This window comes from Novosphingobium sp. CF614 (assembly GCF_900113255.1).
Classification (GTDB): Bacteria; Pseudomonadota; Alphaproteobacteria; order Sphingomonadales; family Sphingomonadaceae; genus Novosphingobium.
The window spans coordinates 199,749-221,007 of the sequence record NZ_FOOR01000002.1 but is presented as its reverse complement, the minus strand read 5'-3'; the positions used below and the strand labels follow the sequence as shown (position 1 = coordinate 221,007).

Annotated in this window: 17 protein-coding genes; 6 read left to right on the top strand and 11 right to left on the bottom strand. The window is 66.9% G+C overall.

The features are described from left to right. Window positions 1-57: 57 nt before the first annotated feature. Together BM052_RS03930 and BM052_RS03925 are read right to left on the bottom strand one after the other, a co-directional pair. Complete coding sequence (locus BM052_RS03930) at window positions 58-939, bottom strand: nuclear transport factor 2 family protein (RefSeq protein WP_091143472.1); 882 nt, start codon at window positions 937-939, stop codon at window positions 58-60. A gap of 118 nt (window positions 940-1,057) precedes the next feature. Beyond that, entirely contained in the window at window positions 1,058-1,915 is an 858-nt protein-coding gene (locus BM052_RS03925; protein ID WP_091143470.1) for a TauD/TfdA dioxygenase family protein, read from the bottom strand. A 255-nt stretch (window positions 1,916-2,170) separates the two neighbouring features. Here BM052_RS03925 and BM052_RS03920 point away from each other — a divergent pair, with 255 nt between their 5' ends. Both BM052_RS03920 and BM052_RS03915 read left to right on the top strand, forming a co-directional pair. After that, window positions 2,171-3,469 (top strand): amidohydrolase family protein, encoded by a 1,299-nt coding sequence (locus tag BM052_RS03920; RefSeq protein ID WP_091143467.1) that lies wholly within the window; start codon window positions 2,171-2,173, stop codon window positions 3,467-3,469. A gap of 67 nt (window positions 3,470-3,536) precedes the next feature. After that, window positions 3,537-4,424, top strand: a complete 888-nt coding sequence (locus BM052_RS03915; RefSeq protein ID WP_177198312.1) for a TauD/TfdA dioxygenase family protein — start codon at window positions 3,537-3,539, stop codon at window positions 4,422-4,424. 247 nt (window positions 4,425-4,671) lie between these two features. On the opposite strand, the gene BM052_RS03910 is transcribed toward BM052_RS03915, so the two are convergent. From BM052_RS03910 to BM052_RS03880, 7 genes are all read right to left on the bottom strand, one after another. Next, window positions 4,672-8,148, bottom strand: a complete 3,477-nt coding sequence (locus tag BM052_RS03910) for an autotransporter domain-containing protein (protein WP_091143463.1) — start codon at window positions 8,146-8,148, stop codon at window positions 4,672-4,674. Window positions 8,149-8,563: 415 nt separating this feature from the next. After that, complete coding sequence (locus BM052_RS03905) at window positions 8,564-9,730, bottom strand: acyltransferase family protein (protein WP_091143461.1); 1,167 nt, start codon at window positions 9,728-9,730, stop codon at window positions 8,564-8,566. Window positions 9,731-9,916: 186 nt separating this feature from the next. After that, on the bottom strand, window positions 9,917-12,223 hold the full coding sequence (locus tag BM052_RS03900) for a putative bifunctional diguanylate cyclase/phosphodiesterase (RefSeq protein ID WP_091143917.1): 2,307 nt from the start codon (window positions 12,221-12,223) through the stop codon (window positions 9,917-9,919). A gap of 144 nt (window positions 12,224-12,367) precedes the next feature. Continuing rightward, window positions 12,368-14,191, bottom strand: a complete 1,824-nt coding sequence (gene glmS, locus BM052_RS03895) for a glutamine--fructose-6-phosphate transaminase (isomerizing) (RefSeq protein ID WP_091143459.1) — start codon at window positions 14,189-14,191, stop codon at window positions 12,368-12,370. Between the two features lie 31 nt (window positions 14,192-14,222). Then, window positions 14,223-14,612 (bottom strand): type II toxin-antitoxin system VapC family toxin, encoded by a 390-nt coding sequence (locus BM052_RS03890; protein WP_091143457.1) that lies wholly within the window; start codon window positions 14,610-14,612, stop codon window positions 14,223-14,225. Then, on the bottom strand, window positions 14,609-14,986 hold the full coding sequence (locus BM052_RS03885; RefSeq protein WP_091143455.1) for a ribbon-helix-helix protein, CopG family: 378 nt from the start codon (window positions 14,984-14,986) through the stop codon (window positions 14,609-14,611). Before BM052_RS03885 ends, BM052_RS03890 begins: the two co-directional genes overlap by 4 nt. A gap of 42 nt (window positions 14,987-15,028) precedes the next feature. Continuing rightward, window positions 15,029-15,859, bottom strand: coding sequence for a TIGR00266 family protein (locus BM052_RS03880; RefSeq protein WP_091143453.1), 831 nt, complete (start codon window positions 15,857-15,859; stop codon window positions 15,029-15,031). 112 nt (window positions 15,860-15,971) lie between these two features. On the opposite strand from BM052_RS03880, the gene BM052_RS03875 reads away from it, so the two are divergent. Beyond that, window positions 15,972-16,685, top strand: a complete 714-nt coding sequence (locus BM052_RS03875) for a tetratricopeptide repeat protein (RefSeq protein ID WP_255405944.1) — start codon at window positions 15,972-15,974, stop codon at window positions 16,683-16,685. 192 nt (window positions 16,686-16,877) lie between these two features. Here the strand turns inward: BM052_RS03875 and glmU are convergent, their stop codons facing one another. Continuing rightward, complete coding sequence (glmU, locus tag BM052_RS03870) at window positions 16,878-18,245, bottom strand: bifunctional UDP-N-acetylglucosamine diphosphorylase/glucosamine-1-phosphate N-acetyltransferase GlmU (RefSeq protein WP_091143913.1); 1,368 nt, start codon at window positions 18,243-18,245, stop codon at window positions 16,878-16,880. 59 nt (window positions 18,246-18,304) lie between these two features. Between glmU and BM052_RS03865 the strand changes: the two genes are divergently transcribed. After that, window positions 18,305-18,976: an HAD-IA family hydrolase gene (locus BM052_RS03865; protein WP_091143451.1), complete on the top strand. Its 672-nt coding sequence runs from the start codon at window positions 18,305-18,307 to the stop codon at window positions 18,974-18,976. Between the two features lie 127 nt (window positions 18,977-19,103). On the opposite strand, the gene BM052_RS03860 is transcribed toward BM052_RS03865, so the two are convergent. After that, window positions 19,104-19,721: a DNA-3-methyladenine glycosylase family protein gene (locus tag BM052_RS03860; protein ID WP_091143449.1), complete on the bottom strand. Its 618-nt coding sequence runs from the start codon at window positions 19,719-19,721 to the stop codon at window positions 19,104-19,106. Window positions 19,722-19,841: 120 nt separating this feature from the next. Here BM052_RS03860 and BM052_RS03855 point away from each other — a divergent pair, with 120 nt between their 5' ends. Together BM052_RS03855 and BM052_RS03850 are read left to right on the top strand one after the other, a co-directional pair. After that, window positions 19,842-20,159, top strand: coding sequence for a 2Fe-2S iron-sulfur cluster-binding protein (locus BM052_RS03855; protein ID WP_091143446.1), 318 nt, complete (start codon window positions 19,842-19,844; stop codon window positions 20,157-20,159). Window positions 20,160-20,240: 81 nt separating this feature from the next. After that, window positions 20,241-21,251, top strand: coding sequence for a cysteine synthase A (locus BM052_RS03850; RefSeq protein ID WP_091143445.1), 1,011 nt, complete (start codon window positions 20,241-20,243; stop codon window positions 21,249-21,251). Window positions 21,252-21,259 lie beyond the last annotated feature (8 nt).

Sequence of the window (21,259 nt, the reverse complement as noted above, 5' to 3'; positions counted from 1 at the left end):
GTCCCTCGTAGTTTCAAGGCAGCTCCCGAACTCAGCGGAACGGCCATTCCAGTGCCTTCAGGGCAGGTCGGTGCCGTGGCCGGTCTGCACGATGATGCGGTTGTCCTTCGCGGGTACGAAGAATTCGGCCGTGTGAATGCCGAACTCGCGCCGCTGGCCGCTGCGTTCGCGCAGTTCCATGCGGGTCTCGGCGAACAAGTACCAGTCTTCGCTCAGGCGCTGCAGATGGTCGACCTTCAGGACTTCGAACCGGGCGAAGAACGCCTTCAGGTAGGCGCGGTAATCCTCCTTGCTCTCGATGCCGATCAGCGTGCCGGTGTCGTTGACGTAGTCGCGGATATTGGCCTGCACGCCGTCGTTCATCGTCGCGACGATGGCTTCGACGTCATTGGCGCGGTAGCCGTCGAGGAACTGCTTGTGCAGTGCCAGGAGCTGGCGGCGCCCGTCGAAGCCCTCGAGCGCCGGCGTGGTCGGCGCCGGACCGGTGCCGAGCCGTTCGCGCGGCGTCATCACCCATACCAGTTCCCCGGTGATGCCCTTGCCGCTGGAAACCGGGAAGACGCCGATGGTGACGCTGTTGGTGATCTTGTCCTGACCCCGGACGCGGCCGGTATTGACGCCGACCTGGAAGTCGTACCAGCCGCCGCGGATCTCGTTGACCAGCTCGACGTTCAGAAGGTCGCTGCGCCCGCGGACGAAGACGTAGCATTCGCGGACACCCGCGAAGGTGCTGCTGATCGGCGACTTGACGCTGCCGTCCGGAAAGATCTGCGGGACGATGGTGTAGGCCAGCGGTTCCTTGTCGACCAGGGTTTCCATCAGCCCGTCGACATTGCCGACGAATTCGGCCTCCATGTGAGTCCATGCCTCGTTCCCGGCGTGGATCGACGCTTCCGCGTAGCGACGCAGAAGTTCCGGATCGATATCGATGACTTTCATTTCAAAATCCTCTTTTCGCGCCCCGGGGCGCGATGTCATGCGCAGGTCCGGCGCGCCTGCGGGATGCCGGTCCGTGGAGGCCGTGCCCTGGCAAGGATCGCCGCGGGCACCCGGCTGCTCAGGCCGCTTCCGCCTTCCAGCGGGGCAACTGGTCGGGGCGCAGCCTGGGCATCGGGCTGGCGACCTTGCGCAAGGTCCGCGCCGGCCCCTCCTTCGACACCCGCGCGCGTGAGTGTTGAAGCGCGATGTTGTCGAACACCACCAGGTCGCCCTCGCGCCAGTCATGCCCGACCTGCCGTTCGGGCTGGTAGAGATGCGCGAACAGGCTGGTGAGCAGATCCTCGCTTTCCGCGTCCGACATGCCCAGGACGTTCCGCGTCATCTGTTCGCAGATATGGAGAACGGTCTCGCCGGTGCGCGGGTGCGTGTAATTGATGCGGGTGACGGTCGATGGCGGGTTCTCCACTTCGGTGAGCAGAACCCCGGACATGTTGCCGCGCCGCACGGCGCCCGCCGTCTGCAGCACTTCGCGGCCTTCGGCCCGGCGGCGCAGATCCTCGGGCAGGGTCTTCCAGGCGCCGACGGCATCGACGAAGATCGTCGGCGCGGCGGGCTGCTGGACATCGGTGCCGTACAGCGAAAGCACCTGGTAGGGTTTGTCTGCCCACATCGTGTCCCCATGGAACTGCAACCGGCCGAACGGCGCGATGCCATCGTCGAGCTTGTTGGAGATGAACGATTCGCGCGAACCCATCGCTTCGATGGTTTCGGCCTCGCCCTTGCGGATCAGCATGGTGCACAGCCGGGCCTGCTCTTCGTGCGAAAGGTCGATATCGCGGAACAGCAGCAGGCGCCTGGTGTCGAACAGGTCGCGAAGCTGTTCGCGGGTCGCGTCGTCGAGCGGTGCCTTCGGGTCGAAACCCAGGACTTCGACGCCGAATTCCGGGGAAAGCTCCCGGACCTCCAGGTGTGTCATGCTGCAATCCTCCAATCATGGCTTCGGAGCATGCGCCGTTGATCGGCTGCATCTGGCTCTTCGGTCCGCATGGGCGCCATGCCTACAGGAAATCCGCGCCGGCAATTTTGACCGGCATCAATTTTGAGTGCCGAAATATAGCATACACTATGCAAGGAGCGGGGCGGACAGTCCCGCCGAAGTGGTGCGAACGATCGCGGATCGCCGATCTGGCTTTCCGATTTTCCGCCGCCCGTCTGCTCGGAGGATAGCCTTATGGACAGTGCCCGATTCAAGTCCCGCAACTATGTTCTCATCAACTCCGACGGCCATGCCGGAGCCAGCATCCGCGATTACAAGCCTTACCTCGCCAGCGAATTCCACCAGGAGTTCGAGGATTGGGCCAGGGATTTCCATGACCCCTGGGCCGATTTCGACAAGGAGCTTGCCGATACCGACGATGAAGGGCTGCGCATCGGCGTTTCCTCGGCTTCCTCGCCCTATAACTGGGAGAGCGAGGAACGGGTGACGATCCTCGAAGGCCAGGGCACGGTCGCCGAGGTGATCTATCCGAACACGGTTCCCCCGTTCTATCCTTCGGGCGCGGTTACCGCTCCGTCCCCCACCAATGCTGCGGACTATCGCCGGCTGTGGGCCGGCGTGCAGGCGCACAACCGCTGGCTGGTCGATTTCTGCAGGAAGGCTCCGGGGCGCCGCGCCGGGCTTGCGCAGGTTTTCCTCAACGACCTTGACGACGCCATCGCCGAAGTAAAATGGGCGCGCGAACAGGGCCTGGCCGGAATCATCGTTCCGTCGGATCATCAGCTCAGCATCGTCAATCTCTACGAGCGCCGGCTCGATCCGTTCTGGAAGGCCTGCGTCGACTACGGGATGCCGGTGCATCGCCATTCGGCCAGCGTCGGCCCGCCGGAAACCGAGCAGACCGGCCCCGCCGCGATCGCGGTGGGCGTCTATGAAACGGCGATGTTCATCCAGCGCACCCTTTCGCACCTTATGATCGGCGGCGTGTTCGAGCGTTTTGCCGACTTGCGGTTCATCATCACCGAGACCGGCTGCGCCTGGATCCCCGACGAGCTCAAGCGGCTGGACGGCTCGGTAATCATGGGCCGCCAGCAAGGCACCATCGCTTACCCGCTCTATCACCGGGCGGTCGAAGGCATGACCAGGCTGCCGTCCGAACACTGGCGCAGCAACATGTACATCGCGCCCTCGCTGCTGGTGCGCAAGGACCTTGGCGCCCGCCACGACATCGGCGTCGACCGGATCCTGTGGGGCAGCGACTATCCGCACCACGAGGGCAGCTTCCCGCACAACAAGCTGGCGGTGCGGCTGCTGTTCCACGATCTTCCCGAAGACGAAGTGCGGGCGATGACCTCGCTCAACGCCGCCAGGCTCTATGGCTTCGATCTCGATATGCTGCAGACGATCGCCGATCGCGTCGGACCGAGCGTCGAGGAAATGGCTACGCCGGTCCGGGCGGAAGAACTGCCCCCGGTCAGCTTCTCGCACACCGTCGGCGAAGCCATCGCCCGCATGCAGGCGATGGCCGCCTGAGCGCCAGTACAACCGCCAGCACAATCGATCAGGGCCCGGGCGCGATGCCCGGGCGAGGAGTGACGCCATGACACAACTTCAAATCCGCAAGCTGAGCCCGACCGTGGGCGCCGAGATCCAGGGCATCGATTTCAAGGAGGAGATCGGCGCCGATGCCTGGCCGCAGATGTGCCGGGCCTTCGACGAGGCCGGCGTCCTGGTGTTCCGCGACGTGGACGTCGATGTCGCCACCCAGCACCGGGTGATCGAGGCCCTGCATTATGGCGGGGACATGTCGAAGCTGGCGGGCATCAACACCGAAGGCTTCGGCTATGTCTCGAACAAGGAGGAAGACGGCGGCGCGCCTTATGGCCGCCTGCTCTACCATGTCGACATGCATTGGTCCGAGCTGCCGTTCCAGACGCCTTCGCTATACGGAGTCGAAGTCGAGCCGGGGGCCGCGCCGACCACTTTCGTCAACACCGTCCATTCCTGGGCGGCGCTTCCCGACGATCTCAAGGAACGCCTCGAGGGGCTTACCGCGCGCCACGAAAGCGGCCGGCAGGGGCGGGGCAACACCGGTTACGAGGCCGATCTGATCCAGCCGGATTGGGCGCGCCCGCACGAAACGATCACCCCGGTCGCAATGCGGCATCCGCGTACCGGGCAGACGATGCTCTATGTATGCGAACAGCAGACACGCGAGATCATCGGCCTGCCCAAGGCCGAGAGCGACGCGCTGCTCGACCGGCTGTTCGCGCATATCTACAAGCCCGAACTGATTATCGAGCACCATTGGCGCACCGGTGATCTGGTGATCTGGGACAACATGTCGATCCAGCACAGCCGCCACTACGTCGAAGGCGGCGGCCCGGTCCGCACCTTGCGCAAGATCCACGCGCCGTTCAACGAACTGCGGCAGTACATGGCCAAGCTGAACGACATCCCGACTTACGCCGATGCCGAGGCGTGTTGAGGCCGGAGCCATCGGCCTGGACGGCAGCGGCGCCTGGCGCGACAACCTCATTGTCGGCAAGATACCGGATCAAACCAAGTCTCATTGATCGGACCCCCTTGTTCCCGTTGCCTTCGTCAATTGCGAGCCGCCGAAGGGGGAGATGAGTCTCACTCAAAGAGACTTGGTATGAACCACCTCTTCCTTTCAAGATGATGCCCCCCCGCGCCGCTCGGTCGATCGGCGCGGGGGGGGGCCATCCTGCAAATCAGAACGAGATCGTGATCGCCCCGCGGTAGGACTGGTAGCTCAGGTCGGAGCGCCAGATGACGGTCTCGGCGTTGAGCGAGAAGGCGACCTTTCCGGTAGTGGTCAGGCCCACGCCGACTTCGGCCCAGTCGCGGTCGCTGCCCGGCAGCGCGAACAGGGCGTCCGGTCCCGTGCCGCCGACGAAGTTGGCGCCGAAGAAGCCGGGCTTGTCCTCGAAATCGTGGACGAACGTGCCGATCAGGTGGGGGCGGATCTTGCCCGTGCCTTCGATGCGCAAGCTGGCACGGCCCTGCAGGCTCTCGTAGTCGTCCATCTCGTACTGCAGTGCCGGGCCGCCGCCGCTCTCCTTGGTGCGGGTGAACTGGATGTCGGAGTAGCGCAGGGCGATGCGCGGGGTTACTGTGATCGCCGGGGCGAGGCTTGTCAGCGCGCTCGCGCCCACTTCCGCGGTGAGGGTGAAGGGCGTGTCCTGCGCCTGCAAGTCCCAGCTGGTTTCGCCGACCGAGACGGTGCGCGCGGTCTTGAGATCGTAGCTGCCGGCGTTGATCTGCGCGTCGAGGCCGATGCCGCCCTTGAAGCGCTTGGCGCCGTAGAGGCTGAGCTGGAACAGGTTGCCCTTGACCGACCGGCCGGCGAATCCCGGCTGGCCCTTCATCATCGTATAGGACAGCGCCATGCCGATGGAGCCGCTGTCGTCGAAGCTCTTCTCGAGGCCGGCGGCCATGTAGTAGCCGTGGAACTTGTCGCCGGCATAGGGCACCGCGGTCGGCGCGCCATCGCTTTTGCCGTCGATATAGCCGCCGGCGATGAAGGCGCTGAGATCCTCGGGCAGCGCATTCTCGACCGTCGCCGAGGGCGTGCCCGTGTTCGCCGCGGCCATCGATGCGCTGTCGGTTCCTCCGCCGCTGCTGGTCCCGGCCGCCGCCATGGCCCTGCCAGGGTTGCCGTAATAGGAGAGGGTGCCGCCTTGCGACCCGTCGACGATCATGGCGAGGCGGTCGCGGATGAAGCGGTTGTTGGTTTCCAGCGCCGCGGTGCCCATCGATTGCAGCAGCGGCTGTTCGCGCGGGGCGAAGCTTTCCAGCGTGCCCTGCACCCCGGCGACCGAGAGCAGGTCCAGCGGGCCATAAAGCCCGGCGTAAGTGCCGTATTGCACGCGGTTCTGGTCGAGCAACTGGGCAAAGGCGTTCTGCACCGGCGATCCCGGGGCGACGACGTCGGCATAGAGACCCGCCTCGAGGACCGCGGTGACGGTGCCGGCGTCATAGCTCAGCACCGGCGTGAGGATCGCGCTGATCGGGGTCGCGGTGTCGAACTCGCCCTCGATCCCGCCCTCGGCGGTCAGGATGCTGAACGCGTCGCCATCGCGCACCATCGCGCCGGGAACGACGCCGAGGGCGACCGTGCCGCCCAGGCTCGCGATCCCGTCGACCGGGGTCAGCGCGGTGCCAATCACCTCGCCGTCGCCGTCGCCTTCGCCCTCATCGAACGTGGTCGCCTGGACCCGGATCAGGTCGGAGGTGCCGCCCGCGCCGATATCGGCGAGGTAGGTGCTGCCCGAGGACAGGATCAGGTTGCCGTTGAAGGTCAGCGTGCCGATCGTGCCGATGCCGCCCGGCGCGATCACGCCGGCCAGGTTGGTGAAGTACGGGGTGTTGATGGTGCCGCTGCCCTGCAGCCCGCCGCTGAGCAGGAAGTAGTCGCCGTTGGTGGACAGGCTGCCGTTGACGCGGACCATGCCCGCGTACTGGTTGATCGACATCAGGCTGGTGAGCGAGCCGCCGGCGGCAATGTCGAGCGCGGCGCTGGGCCCGGTCATGGTGAAGCGGTCGATCGTGACTGCGCTCGCAAGCGTGGTGATCCCGGCGGCCGAGAGGGTGATGTCGAAGTAGCGCGGCGGCGTGGCGGAAGTGCGGTCGCCGTCGTCGTTGTCCGGCACGAAGCCGGTGGCGCCGGGCAGCCCGTTGGCAAGCGTGGCTGAGGGCAGCGTGGCAGCGCCTTCGCTTGAGGCCTGGGCCTCGCGCACGGCGTCGAAGCCGGCGAGCGTGCCGACGGCCTTGTCGTTGGTCGCGGTGCCGATCGGATCGCCGGTGACCGTCTCGGTGCCGGTCGCCATGTCGTAGCAATCGCTGAACGCCGTGGTCTGGAAGCAGGCCTGTCCGAACGTGCCGCTGTTGCCGGTCGCGCCTTCGCCGGGCGTGGTCGGTACGCCGTTGACGAGGTTGCCGTCAGCGTCGATCACCATGTAGTTGGGATCGAGCGTCGAGGTCCAGTGCTGGGGATCCTCCCAGGCGCCGTTGCCGGCCTTCGCGGAGGCATAGTGGTAGGGGTTGTTGGCCGCGATCCAGTCCCAGTAGAGGTACAGCGGCTGGTAAAAGCTGGCGGTGCCGTAGCCATTGGCGGGCTGCCCGAAGAAGAAGCGGGTATAGCCGCCCGAGAGCACGCCCAGGATGACCTTGACGTCGTAGGTATCGTCAAGGATCAGCGGACCGCCGGAATCGCCGCTGGCGGTGGTGCCTTCGTTGGGCGTGGCATTGTCGCGCCAGGCGTTGAAGTCGAAGGGGCTGGCCTGGGCGGTGCCGCGCAGCGGATCGTCGAAGTCGATCCAGTAAAGGTTCTGCGGGTTTACCCCGGCGCCCGGGCCGAACAGGAAATCTTCGAACTGGTCGAGGCTGGCGAGCGCGCCGATCATGTTCTCGGCCGAACGGCGGCGGAAGTCGATGCCGAAGGCCGAACCGGTAGTGGCGCTGCCGCTGCGGCCATAGCCGGTGATCCCGACGTGATAGCCGGTGCCGTCGGCGCCGATCGTGCCCGGATCGGGCAGCGGCGAGAACAGCATCGCCCAGGTCGGGATGTCGGCGGCAGGCGTGTCGAGCGAGGCGAGGGCGACGTCGCTGTAGAGGAACTGGGCCGCCGCGGGCTCCAGCGAGCCCGGATTGTAGGCGACGTAGTTGGCGTTGTAGAAGGCGCCGGCGGTGTCGGTCTGGTAGCCGCCGAAGTACCAGTTGCCGACGCCGGAAAAGGTGTCGGCGGCAAAGCCGAAGCCGATCGGGGTGCCGCCGCTCGCGGCGCCGTAGTCGGTCGCCGCCTCGTCGTTGACGCAGTGTGCGGCGAAGACGACCGTGCGCGGGTTGATGAGGGTGGCGGTGCACAGGCCGATGAAGCCGCCGCCGATATCGGTCACCATCTGGCCGACGCCGTTGATGCCGGTGGGATCGAGGCTGGTATCGGAATCGCCCGGATCGGCGACGACGATCTGCGGATCGGGGGTGACTTTGGCCGTCTGGTAAGCCGGGATGGCGATCAGGTTGCCGCCGGAACTGCCGGACTGGGCCTCCAGGTAAGCGCCGGTCGGCGGCACCTCGGGGCCATAGGCCTGCGCGCGCGCCTGTGCCGAGCCGAGTGCGAGGCCGGCCACCGAACCAAGCAGCAGGGCGCGCTGCAACGATTGACGCGAAGTTGTGATCGAATGCATCTTTTGTCCCCCAGACGCCGTTAAGTCCAAGCGCGGGGCAAAATCCTTCCGGTCAAGCCGGGATGCCGATCCTGAAAACGCCCGCCACAGGTGTGCCCGGGCCGGGTTAGTGCCCAGGTTGTGGGCATTACTTGAGGGCAATCGCCTATGGGGCAACACCTATTTTGGAATTCGCCGTGGATTGGGTCACAAGTGTAGCATTTATGCTTCACCTATTCGCAGCGTCTATTCTTGACGGGCATTTTCCAGGCAGGCGGCAGAATCGCCGCCGATTCCATTCCGTTGCTGCTGCGGCGGGTTGCCGACCCGTTCCGGCCAGCACCGCTGCCATCCCGCACCTTCGTGCCCATCGCGCCACAGCGTGCGAAAATCGTGAAGATTCCGTCGGGACCAGGGGCCCGCGATCCGCGCGCCGTCAGGCGCGGTGCGGATCAAGGGCCGGAAGGCGCTTCCCGTGCTGCCCGCGCCGTTCGGCTCGCGGCTTCAGGCGCCCGCCGCTCAACACCCCGGCCAGTCCCGGTGCCGCCCGTTGCAGCAAGGAACCCAGCGCGATGACGCAGGCCAGGACCAGCAGCGGCTGCACCAGCAGGTAAGCAGGATAGCCCGGCGCGCCGAGTTTGCCGAACACCTGGCCGAGCAGCGGGCCGCCCAGCCAGATCAGGATCAGATGGGAACAGAACAGCAGGAAGACGAAAGGCTCGATCTTCAACAAGGCGCCGCGTGCCGAAGACCGTGCCAGCGCCCACGAAACGCGCCAGAAACACAGCGAGGCGGCGATCCGCACCAGCAGGTCCAGTCCCGACACCCAGGCGCCGGCGCGCGGCGCGTCCGCCGATAGCGCCAGCCACAGCTGCACCGGCATCAGCACCGCGAAGGGCACCGCGGCAAGCGGCAGCGGCCAGGTTGCCGTTCGCTCGGCCACGCCGCCCCGGTGCGCGGCGATCCCGAGCGTGAAGAACATGAGCGTGGCGGGGCGCATGAGCACCGGCGGCCCCGCGCCCAGGATCTGGCACGCCGCCGCCAGCGCGATCACTACGCCCAGCATCCGATTGGGCATGCGCACCAGCAGCGGCGCCGCGACCATGCAAAGGAACAGGTCGCGCAGGAAGGGCATCTGCACATCGACGTCCGGATTGCGGGTGAGAATGAAGATTTCCTCGATCACCCATCCCAGCGAGTGCGGGGTCGGCGCCGGAAGCCGGAAAAGCCACGCGGTTCCGCATACCAGCGCCAGCGCCAGCGCGTTCCACAGGACCATCGGCACAAGGATCGTCCGTGCCTTGCGGGCGACGTGGCGCCGCCAGTCGCGCGTGCGGGCCGACCCCGCCACCAGCCACCCGGATACCAGCCCGAGCAGGGGCACGGCGCTGCGCCCGAAGGCCTCCATCAGGACCCAGCGCAAGTTCTCCTGCGGGGTCCCGCGCGCCAGTTGCAGCGCGTTCCCGTCCAGGCCCGTCCAGGCATGGACATAGACGACACCCAGAATGCAAATGACCCGGGCGATGGAAATGGCATCGTAGCGAATTGCCGCTGCTGTTCCCGCCGCTGCTGTTACCTTCGTGTCGGACGATGTCGCGGACAAATGCGTTTTCCCGGTTGTGACAAGCCGTCAAAAAGACCGCGTGACGCCTGGTTCCCGCCATTTTGACGCGGCGCCCGGGAAATCAGCCGAAGCGTGTCGTCGGCCGGGTGGTCTTGGCCAGCACGGTTCGACGCCCGCCCTGGACTGCTTCGACGGCTGCGCCCGCGCGCGGACGGCCGGTGCGGCCTATGCCACGTTCTGCCTGGCCAGGTAGAGGGGACTGCGAAACAGCGCCTCGGCTTCCTTCGCCGGCATCGGGCGGCCGAAGAAGTAGCCCTGGATCCGGCGGCAGCCGAGCTTGCGGATCACTTCGACTTCCTTCTCGGTTTCGGCGCCCTCGGCGGTCGTCGACATGCCGAGGCTTTCGGCCATGGCCACGACCGCGCGGATGATCGCCAGGCTTTCCGGGTTGCCGGTCGCGGCGCCGTGCACGAACGAGCGGTCGACCTTGATGGTCGAGAAGCGCAGCTTGCGCAGGTAGCCGAGCGAGGAATAGCCGGTGCCGAAATCGTCGAGCGCCACGCCGCAGCCCAGCCCCATGATCTGTTCGAGCGCCGCCCGGGCAAGGCCGGCATCGCGCAGGAAGATGCTCTCGGTCACCTCGATCTCGAGGCGGCGCGGCGAGAGGCCGCTTTGCGACAGCGCGCCGACGATGCTGGCGGCGAAATTGGGATCGAGCAGCTGTTCGCCCGAGACGTTGACCGCGACGCGCACGTGCTCGGGCCAGTTCTTCGCTTCGCGGCAGGCCGTCTGCAGCACCCATTCGCCGATCGGCACCATCAGGCGGGTGTCCTCGGCCAGCGGGATGAACTTGGCCGGAGTGACCGGGCCCTGCTCGGCGCAGTTCCAGCGCAGCAGGGCTTCGAAGCCGACGATGGCCTCGCTCTGGGCATCGACCACCGGCTGATAGGCAAGCGAGAACTCGTTGCGATCGAGCGCGCGGCGCAGCGAGAATTCCAGCATGCGCCGTTCCTCGGCATGCGCGTGCAGCGCCGGTTCGTAAGTGAAGTGGGCGTTGCCGCCGGCATCCTTGGAACGGTAGAGCGCCAGGTCGGCGCTGCGCATCAGCGTTTCGACGGTGGAGCCGTCGCGCGGGCCGATCGCCGAGCCGATCGAGGCGCCGACGTAGAGCGTGTGGTGGTCGATTTCATAAGGCTGCGAAAGGCGCGCGATCACTTGCTGGGCGACGCGGTCGACGCGCCCGAGATCGGAAGCGTCGCGGATCACGACGGCGAACTCGTCGCCGCCCAGGCGGCCGCACAGCTCGTTCTCGCTCATCAGTTCCTTGAGGCGATCGGAAACGCGCGCCAGCAACTGGTCGCCGACGACATGGCCGAGCGTGTCGTTGACGGCCTTGAAGCGGTCGAGGTCGATCATCAGGAAGGCGCAGCGCGAGCGCCATTGCTCCGCGTAAGCCAGGGCATCGCCCAGCGCCTCGGTCAGCATCATGCGGTTGGGCAGCCCGGTCAGCGTGTCGTAGCGGGCGAGCCAGGCGATCTTGTCGGAATTCTCGCGCGCCTCGGTAACGTCCGAGCCGACGCCGCGAAACCCGTCGAACACGCCGTGCTCGTCGAACCGGGGGGCGCCCGAAAGCTCCCACCAGCGCGCCTCGCCGCCGACCGTCACGCGCACCAGCAGGTTGGAGAAATACTCGCGGCGCTTCAGGCGCTCGGCAAGGTCGTGCAGGCTGGAGGGCAGCTGCTCGCTTTCCCAGGCAGCTCCGGCGATCAGCTGGATGAAGGGCATGCCTTCCGCCTCGGCGGCATCGCGCCCCAGGGCATAGGCGAAGCGCGGCGAGACGGAACGTACCCGCCGCGCGGTGTCGGTCCGCCACAGCCAGTCGGCCTCGCCTTCCTCGAATTCGCGCAGCAGCAGCGAGACGACCTCGTCCTTTTCGAGCATGCCGGCCTCGGCGATCTTGGTGGCGATATAGCGCCGCCCGCCCTCGATCGCGCCGATGAAGATGGTGGCGGTGAAGGCCAGCACGATGCCGGCCATGTCGTAGATGCCCGCGAACAGGAAATAGACCGCCGCGGAACCGCCGACGATGCCGGCGAACAGCAGCGTGCTCATCGGCACGGCGGGCAGCAGGATCGCCGATGCGGTCATCAGCATCGCCAGCACGGTCCATATCTTGATCTGGGCCTGGGGCGCGATGAAAAGGCCGAAGCAGCCCAGCGGCATCGCCCAGGCCAGGCCGTTGACCACCGCGCCGACCATCAGCGTCTGGACTTCGTGGCGCGACATCCGGCGCTGGTCGGCATCGGCGAGCGATCGGTCGATACGGAAATTCTGCCACAGCGTGGCGGCCACCATGGCGGCCCAGCCGAGGATCGCCGCGACATGGATCTGACGCTGCAACAGTGCCGCGGTGGCCAGCACGGCCGCGCCTTGCGTGGCCAGGCGGATCGAAGCGGCGCTGCCCAGGCTCGAATATTGAAGGCCGCGCAGGCGCGCCCAGTCCCCTCCGGCGGGGCTGGACAGGCCAAGCACGGCGAGGATGGGAAGTTCCTTGGGAAGGACTTTGTTTTGAAGCGACCTTGCGTTCACACCTGCTAGAATACCGCACGAAGAGTTATTACCCGGTAAAGGTCTTGCGGTTGTTTTCGGGCCGTTGTTTCCTTGCCGGAGGGGCGGTTATTCGACGGTGACGCTCTTGGCCAGGTTGCGCGGCTGATCCACGTCGGTGCCTTTCACGCAGGCGACGTGGTAGGCAAGCAGCTGCACCGGCACCGCATAGACCAGCGGCGCGATCAGCGGGTGGACCTTGGGCATCTCGATCGTGGCGATGCAGCCTTCGCCGGCTTCGGCAATGCCCTCGGCGTCGGAGATCAGCACCACTTTGCCGCCGCGCGCGCGCACTTCCTGCATGTTGCTCACGGTCTTTTCGAAGAGCGGCCCGGACGGGGCGAGCACGATCACCGGCACCGCTTCGTCGATCAGCGCGATGGGGCCGTGCTTCATCTCGCCCGAGGCATAGCCCTCGGCATGGATATAGCTGATCTCCTTCAGCTTCAGCGCGCCTTCCAGGGCCAGCGGATAGTCCGGACCCCGGCCGAGGTAGAGCACGTCGCGGGCCGGCGCGATGAGATGCGCCATGGCGGCGATCTCCTCGTCGTGAGAGAGCGCGGCGTTGAGGCAGGCCGGCGTCTCGACGAGCTGGTGGACGACGGCGGTCTCTTCCGCCCGGTCCATCCGTCCGCGCCTGACGGCAAGGTGCGCGGCCAGTGCCGCCAGCACCGCGAGCTGGCAGGTGAAGGCCTTGGTGGAGGCGACGCCGATCTCCGGCCCGGCGTGAGTCGGCAGCAGCAGGTCCGCCTCGCGCGCCATGGTGCTGGTGGGCACGTTGACGACGACGGCGATGGTCTGTCCCGCCGCCTTGCAGTGGCGCAGCGCCGCCAGCGTGTCGGCGGTCTCGCCCGATTGCGAGATGAACAGCGCCAGGCCGCCCGGTTCGAGCACGGGATCGCGGTAGCGGAACTCGCTGGCGACATCGATGTCGACCGGCAGCCGGGCGAATGCCTCGATCCAGTACTTGGCGACCATGCCGGCGTAGTAGCTGGTGCCGCAGGCGACGATGGTGATGCGGCTGATCGCGGACAAGTCGAAGTCGATCTGCGGCAGCGCCACCGACTGGTCCACCTGGCGGATATAGCTGCGCAGGGTCTGGGCCACCACCGTCGGCTGCTCGAAGATCTCCTTCTGCATGAAGTGCCGGTAGTTGCCCTTCTCGATCGCCACGGCGGAGGCTCCCGAGGTTACCACCTCGCGTTCCACCGGGCGGTTGTCGGCATCGAAGATCTGCGCCCCGGCCCTGGTGATGACCACCCAGTCGCCTTCCTCGAGGTAGGTGATCCGCTGCGTCAGCGGCGCAAGCGCCAGGGCGTCCGAGCCGAGGTAGGTCTCGCCCTCGCCATAGCCGACCACCAGCGGCGAGCCCAGGCGGGCGCCGATCAGCATGTCGGGGAACCGGCGAAAGGCGATGGCGAGCGCGAAGGCGCCGCGCAGCAGGGGCAGCACGGCCTTGACCGCATCCTGTGGCGAGAGCCCCGCCTCGACCCGCTCGGAAACGAGGTGGGCGACCACTTCGGTGTCGGTCTGGCTTTCGAACGTGCGGCCGCGCGCTTCCAGCCCTTCGCGGAGCGGCTTGAAGTTCTCGATGATGCCGTTGTGCACCAGCGCCAGCTCGGCGGTCGCGTGGGGGTGGGCATTGGCGGCGGTCGGCGCGCCGTGGGTGGCCCAGCGGGTGTGGGCAATGCCGGTGAGGCCGGGGGCCGGATCCCGCACGAGTTCCTTGATGAGGTTGAGCAGCTTGCCTTCGGCGCGGCGGCGCACCAGTTGGCCATCGTGCACGGTGCACACCCCGGCGCTGTCATACCCGCGGTACTCCATGCGCCGGAGGCCGTCTACCAGCCTGTCCGCGACGTCTTCCTTGCCGACGATGCCGATGATTCCGCACATGAATGACGCGCTTTCGTTAGAGGGTTGGGCGTTAGGGAGTAGGAAGAGTGTAGGGCACGCGGATGCCCGGCATGGCCGCCGGGAAATCCTTGGTGTTGCGGGTGACGAGGATGCGGCCGCGCACGAGCGCGCTGGCGAGAATGATCGCGTCGGGCGAACGCAGGCGCGGCCGTTCACGCCTGAGGCCGGCGGCGCGAGTCGAAATCTCCTCGTCGATCTCGTCGATGGCGAAGCCCGAGAGGAACGCTTCGGTTTCCTGCAGCGCTTTGCCTTCTCCCTTGGACATTACTTCGATCCAGGCCATTCGGCTGATCCAGACGCGTCGCCCACCCGAGGCCGCGCGGCGCAGTTCGGTCCGTGCGGCCGGTATTCCCAAGAGTGCGTCGATGACGATATTGGCGTCAAACGCGATCGTAGTCACCGCTGAAGGTCATCCGGTCTCGGCTGACGGGGGGCGAATGCATCCTCGCCCATGACCTTGCGATAATGTTCGTGTTCTCGGTCATCCTGCTCGTCGAACAGGTCCGGGAATTCACTGCGCACTTCCTCGTAATCATAGTCCCAAGGCCGCGTCGAGCCCGCGCGTTCGCGTCGCTGCCACTCGACGGCATCCCCGATATCGGTTCGATCTTTCCACAATCCGAAGCCGCGATCGATCCAATCCTTGGAGGATTCGGCGCGATATGTGCTCACCGCCTCACGCAGCACCGACGCGCGCGACTTGCCGAGTTCGGCGGCGCGCGCGTCCAGCCAGCGGATGTCCTCGTCCGGAAGGTCTGCCAGGATGCGTGTCATGATATCTTGATATCACATACTGATATCAAGCACAAGCGGAGTTCAATCGCCGTCGAGCAGATTGCCGAGCCCGCCCAGCACCGAACCCTCGCCGCGGCTCTGGCCGCCGCGCGATCCGGCCGCCGCGAGCATGCGGCCGGCCAGGCGCGAGAAGGGCAGCGACTGGATCCACACCTTGCCGGGCCCGCGCAGCCGGGCGAAGAACACGCCTTCGCCGCCGAAGATCATGGACTTGACCGAACCCGCGCGGATCACGTCGAAATCGACGCCGGGCGTGAAGGCGGCGACGCAGCCGGTATCGACATGCAGTTCCTCGCCGGGGCGAAGCTCGCGCTCGATCACGGTGCCGCCCATCTGCACGAAGACCCAGCCATCGCCTTCCAGCTTCTGCATGATGAAGCCCTCGCCGCCGAACAGGCCGGTCATGATCCGCTGCTGGAACTGGATGCCGATCGAGACGCCGCGGGCCGCGCAGAGGAAGGCGTCCTTCTGGCAGATCAGCCGCCCGCCAAGGTCGTCCAGCTTGATCGGCAGGATGACGCCCGGCACCGGCGCGGCGAAGGCGACGCGGGCCTTGCCCTGGCCGCGATGCGTGAACACGGTGGTGAACAGGCTCTCGCCCGTCACCAGCCGCTTGCCGGCGCCCAGCAGCTTGCCCATGAAGCCGCCGCCCTGATCGCCCGAACCGTCACCGAAAACGGTGGTCATGTCGATGTCGGAATCCTTCCACACCATCGCGCCGGCCTCGGCGACGGCGCTTTCGCCGGGGTCGAGCTCGATCTCGATGAACTGCAGTTCCTGGCCCTTGATCTCGAAATCGACATCGTCGGCGATGGAGGAACTGCGTGCATGGCTCCAGGGGCTGTTGGGCATTTAGGGCTCTCCGCTGAGTCTGGGGAAGCTGGAACAACTTCGTTTCAGGTTTGTGAAACGGCCCGATTGGGATAGCTTCGAACCTGTCTTTTACAAGACGGGAGAGAAAGGCTTGAAACGACCGTTGCCTCGGCTGGCCATTTTGCAGGCCATTGCGGGAATATCGGCGATCACCGCGCCGGCAATGGCGGACGACAAGGGCAGCGCATCGCTCGCCGGCCCGGTCGCCGGTCTCGATGCCGAAGCGCGCGCGCAGGTCAGCACCGGGTTCGATTTCATCCGGGCCGGCAAGCCGAATCAGGCGATCGAAGCGTTCGACCGGGTGATCGCCGCCAGCGACGCCCGGTACGCGGGCGATCGGCGGCCCCGGCTGTGCCTGGGTTCGGGGACCAAGGCCGGGAAGGCCGCCGAAGCGATCGCGCTCGATCCCTGCGTCTGCGACGCGCATTTCGGCAAGGGCTTCGCGCTGATCGACCTGGGGCGGGGCGACCTGGCCGAACCCGAACTCAGGCTGGCGACCGAGATGGCGCCGGACAACGCGCACTATGCCAATGAATACGCCGAACTCTTCAAATCGCGGCGGGAATGGCGCAAGAGCTACGATCTGTTCGCCCATGCCTGGGACGTGGTAGACAAGGACAAGGCCGGTCCCGATGCCGCGATCGCGGCGCGGGCGCTGCGCGGGATGGGCTACAACCGGATCGAAATGGGCGCCTTCGAAGAGGCGGAACGGCTGTTCCGGAAGTCGCAGGAATACGATCCGAACAGTGAAGTGGCGAAGAGCGAACTCGGCTACATCGCCCGCAAGCTGGCGATCGGCTCGTAGCGGGATCGCCCGGCACCCCTTCGGCCCCGGATGACTCTACCGGACGCGAATACCAGGTTTCCCCCGCCTTCTTCCTTCGTCATGGCTTCGCCGCCTCGCCCCGAGAGATTTGATGTCAGCCGCAGGCCTGCGCCGCTGAGCGAGGGAGGCGCTGAAGGACAAGGCCGGCGAAGGCCGGCATGAAGCCGAACCCTATTTCTTCTGCTCCGCCTTCTTCTTTTTCATCGCGTCGTGGAAGCGGTCGGCCCAGCCCGGCTTGACGAGCTGCTCGCCGCGCACCAGCCGGAGCTCGCCGTCGGCGACATCGCGGGTGACGGCGCTGCCCGCCGCGACGATGGCGTCGGCACCGATCTTCACGGGGGCGACAAGCGCGCTGTTGGAGCCGATGAAGGCACGCTCGCCGATCACCGTCCGGTGCTTGAAATAGCCGTCGTAGTTGCAGGTGATGGTGCCCGCGCCGATGTTCGCGCCGGCGCCGATTTCCGCATCGCCCAGGTAGGTGAGGTGATTGGCCTTGGCCCCTTCGCCAAGCACCGCGTTCTTCATTTCCACGAAGTTGCCGATGCGCGAGCCCTGCTTGAGCACGGCGCCGGGGCGCAGGCGCGCATAGGGTCCGATCGAAGTGCCGCTTTCCAGCGTCGCGCCTTCGAGGTGGGAGAATGCGTGGATCGTGACATTGTCGGCAACTTGCACCCCGGGGCCGAACACCACGTTCGGCTCGATCGTGACGTCGCGTCCCAGCCGGGTGTCCCAGGCGAAGAACACGGTTTCCGGCGCGATCAGCGTGGCGCCGTCCGCCATTGCCGCGATGCGCCGCTGGCGCTGCCAGCGTGCCTCGGCCTCGGCGAGTTCGCTGCGGCTGTTGATGCCGCCCACTTCGTCGGGATCGTCGGTCACGATCACCGCGCATGGCCGCCCTTCGAGCGTGGCGATGTTGACGATGTCGACCAGGTAGTACTCGCCCTGGGAATTGTCGTTGCCGAGCTGGGCGAGCAGCGCGAACAGATCCGCCGACTTGACCGCCATCAGCCCCGAATTGCACAGGCGGCAGGCGCGCTGTTCCTCGCTGGCGTCCTTGTATTCGACCATCATCGCGATCCGCCCATCGTCATGCGCCAGCACGCGGCCGTATTGCAGCGGGTCTTCCGGCGTGAAGCCGAGCACGACGACGGCGGGCGCGTCCGGCGCATGGAGCCGGTCGATCATCGCGCGCATGGTCGCGGCGCGGACGAACGGCACGTCGCCGTAGAGGATGAGCACGTCGCCCGCGAACCCGGCCAGGGCGCCCTCGGCCTGCTGGACCGCGTGGCCGGTGCCGAGCTGGGGTTCCTGCACCGCGATCACCGCGCGCGCGCCCAGCGCCGCCTCCAGCTGCTCGCGCCCGTGCCCGGCAACCACGACCTGGCGTTCGGGCGCGAGTTCCCGCGCGCTTTCCAGCAGGTGTTCGAGCATCGGCCGCCCGGCGATCGGGTGGAGCACCTTGTGCAGGTTACTTTTCATGCGGGTGCCTTTGCCGGCGGCGAGGACGACGATGGCAAGCGGGGTATCGGCAGGGGTCATGCGTTCCATGTGCCAGCAAATTGTTGCGGATTCCACTCCAAGCCGCCACTGGGCCGGGCATGACAGCGTTTCCTTTCGACATCGTCGGGTTCGATCTCGACGGAACCCTGCTGGACAGCCACCGCGACCTGGCCCACGCCGTCAACCACGCGCTGGGGCTGGACGGACGCCGCGGCGTGCCCGCGTCGCAGGTGCGCGCCATGGTGGGCGGGGGCGCGCGCAAGATGCTGACCAGGGCGTTCGAGGCGACCGGCGGCCTGCCGGACGAGGCCCGCTTCGAGCAATTGCACGCGGCCTTGCTGGCGTTCTACGAACGCAACATTTCCGCCGAGACGCGGCTGTTCCCGGGCGGCGAGGCGATGCTTGACCAGCTTGCCGCGCGCGGGGCGAGGATCGCGGTCGTCACCAACAAGCTGGAGCGTTTCGCGGTGAAGATTTTCGCCGAACTGGGCCTTTCGGATCGGTTCTGCGCGATCATCGGCGGCGATACGCTGGGGCCGGGCAGGGGGAAGCCGAAGCCGGACCTGCTGCAACTGATGATCGCGCGCGGCGGCGGCGGGCGGGCCGCCTATATCGGCGACACCACTTACGATACGCGCGCGGCGGCGGCGGCGGGCATCCCTTGCGTGGCGGTGAGCTTCGGCTTCAGCGACCTGCCGCCACGCGAACTGGGCGCGGCGGCGGTGATCGACCACTTCGACGAGCTGGTGCCGGTGCTGGAGCGTCTCTAGCAACCCGGCCGGGCGGGCATTCTCCAGGCGCGCATTCCGCTGGGGCGGCGTTGCGGCGGCAATCCCTCCCGCGATGGCTTTCGGCCCCGCGCCGCGCCGGTTCCGGCGTCACGCGGCGGCGGCCGGTTCACAGCGCCGGGTTGTTGTAGCAGTGCCAGGTGAAGATCGCCGCCGCGCCGCGGTGGGGGCGCCAGCGTTCGGCCAGGGCGCGGGTCTGCTTCTCGTCCGGGCGGGCCTCCAGGCCCAGGATCCGGTGGAGACCGGCCTGCACGGCAAGGTCTCCGGCCGGCCAGATGTCTGCCCGGCCTTCGGCGAAGAGCAGGTAGATCTCCGCCGACCAGCGGCCGATGCCCTTGATCTGGACGAGCTGGGCGATGGCTTCCTCGTCGTCGCGGGGCAGGGCGTCGAAGTCCAGCGCGCCGGCCGCGACCAGTTCGCACAGGCTGCGCGCATAGCCTTGCTTCTGACGTGACAGGCCGCAGCCGCGCAGCGCCTCGAAATCGGCGGCGAGCAGGGTTTCGGGCGGCAGGCCCTCGCCCAGCAGCGCTTCCAGCCGGCTCCATACCGATGCCGCCGCCGCGACGCTCACCTGCTGGCCCACGATCGTGCGCAGCAGCGTCGCATAGCCGGTGGGGCGGATACGCGGCTCGGGGTAGCCGGCGATCTCCAGCGCGCGGGCGATGGCCGGCTCCCGACCGGCGATCGCGTCGAGCCCGGATTTAAGTTGATCGGTGGTCAGGCCCATGGATTCGACTGCCTTGCAAAAGCGGGGCGCAGCCTTTAGCAGCCTGCGACAAACGCGCATACCACTGCATGTGCCCGCCGTATTTGCAATGCTCCGCGCATCAAAGGGGATTCGGAAACAATGCCGCAGATCATCGTCGTCAATCATTCGGGTGAGGAATCGAACGTCGAGGCCAGCGAAGGCCGCACCCTGATGGAAGCCATCCGTGACAACGGCTTCGACGAACTGCTGGCGCTGTGCGGCGGCTGCTGCTCCTGCGCGACCTGCCATGTCCACATCGATCCCGCCTACATGGACAAGCTGCCGCCGATGAGCGAGGACGAGAACGACCTGCTCGACAGTTCGGGCCACCGCAACGAATATTCGCGCCTGTCCTGCCAGGTGCCGGTGACTGCCGCCCTGGAAGGCTGCAAGGTCACCATCGCGCAGGAAGACTGATCGGCGCTGGAAGATTGATTTGGGATGGGTAAGGCGCAATTCGTTTGCGCCTTGCGTTCCCGCTTCGTAACTCTCGCGGCCATGACAGCATCGACGATCGCCCCGGCGCCCAAGCGCTCCACGCTCGATCTTATCGGCAATACGCCGCTGGTCCTGCTCAAGGGGCCCAGCGCGGCGGCCGGCTGCGAAATCTGGGGCAAGTGCGAATTCGCCAATCCCGGCGCCTCGGTGAAGGACCGGGCGGCGCTGTGGATCGTGCGCGACGCCGAAGGCCGGGGGCTGCTGAAGCCCGGCGGCACCATCGTCGAAGGCACGGCGGGCAATACCGGGATCGGCCTGGCGCTGGTGGCCAATGCGCTGGGCTACCAGACCGTGATCGTGATGCCCGAGACGCAATCGCGCGAGAAGATGGACACGCTGCGCGCGCTCGGGGCCGAACTGGTGCTGGTGCCGGCGGCGCCGTTCTCCAACCCCGGGCACTTCGTCCACACCTCGCGCCGCCTGGCCGAGGAGACCGAGGGCGCGGTCTGGGCCAACCAGTTCGACAACATCGCCAACCGCAAGGCCCACATCGAAAGCACCGCGCCGGAACTGTGGGCGCAGATGGAAGGCCGGATCGACGGCTTCACCTGCGCGGCCGGCACCGGCGGCACCATCGCCGGCACCGGGCTGGGCCTGAAGGCCTTCGACGAGAAGGTGACGATCGCGCTCACCGATCCGCACGGCGCCGCGCTCTACAACTACTATGCCCATGGCGAGCTCAAGGCGGAGGGCACTTCCGTCGCGGAAGGGATCGGGCAGGGGCGCATCACCGCCAATCTCGAAGGCGCCCCGATCGACACCCAGTTCCGCGTCTCTGACGAGGAAGGGCTGGAATGGGTGCGCCGCCTGCTTGCCGAGGAAGGACTGTGCCTGGGGCTGTCCTCGGGCATCAACGTCGCCGGCGCGGTGATGCTGGGCAAGCGGCTGGGGCCCGGATCGCGAGTGGCGACGATCCTGTGCGACACCGGCTTTCGCTATCTCTCCTCGCTCTACAACGCCGCCTGGCTGGAGGCGAAGGGATTGCCGGTCTTCCCTTGGCTCGCAAGCTGAGGTAAACG

Bases quoted from the DNA above. Each gene is read 5' to 3' on its own strand.
- BM052_RS03930 (WP_091143472.1), bottom strand. From the start codon at position 939: ATGAAAGTCATCGATATCGATCCGGAACTTCTGCGTCGCTACGCGGAA.
- BM052_RS03925 (WP_091143470.1), bottom strand. From the start codon at position 1,915: ATGACACACCTGGAGGTCCGGGAGCTTTCCCCGGAATTCGGCGTCGAA.
- BM052_RS03920 (WP_091143467.1), top strand. From the start codon at position 2,171: ATGGACAGTGCCCGATTCAAGTCCCGCAACTATGTTCTCATCAACTCC.
- BM052_RS03915 (WP_177198312.1), top strand. From the start codon at position 3,537: ATGACACAACTTCAAATCCGCAAGCTGAGCCCGACCGTGGGCGCCGAG.
- BM052_RS03910 (WP_091143463.1), bottom strand. From the start codon at position 8,148: ATGCATTCGATCACAACTTCGCGTCAATCGTTGCAGCGCGCCCTGCTG.
- glmS (WP_091143459.1), bottom strand. From the start codon at position 14,191: ATGTGCGGAATCATCGGCATCGTCGGCAAGGAAGACGTCGCGGACAGG.
- BM052_RS03885 (WP_091143455.1), bottom strand. From the start codon at position 14,986: ATGACACGCATCCTGGCAGACCTTCCGGACGAGGACATCCGCTGGCTG.
- BM052_RS03880 (WP_091143453.1), bottom strand. From the start codon at position 15,859: ATGCCCAACAGCCCCTGGAGCCATGCACGCAGTTCCTCCATCGCCGAC.
- glmU (WP_091143913.1), bottom strand. From the start codon at position 18,245: ATGACCCCTGCCGATACCCCGCTTGCCATCGTCGTCCTCGCCGCCGGC.
- BM052_RS03865 (WP_091143451.1), top strand. From the start codon at position 18,305: ATGACAGCGTTTCCTTTCGACATCGTCGGGTTCGATCTCGACGGAACC.
- BM052_RS03860 (WP_091143449.1), bottom strand. From the start codon at position 19,721: ATGGGCCTGACCACCGATCAACTTAAATCCGGGCTCGACGCGATCGCC.
- BM052_RS03855 (WP_091143446.1), top strand. From the start codon at position 19,842: ATGCCGCAGATCATCGTCGTCAATCATTCGGGTGAGGAATCGAACGTC.
- BM052_RS03850 (WP_091143445.1), top strand. From the start codon at position 20,241: ATGACAGCATCGACGATCGCCCCGGCGCCCAAGCGCTCCACGCTCGAT.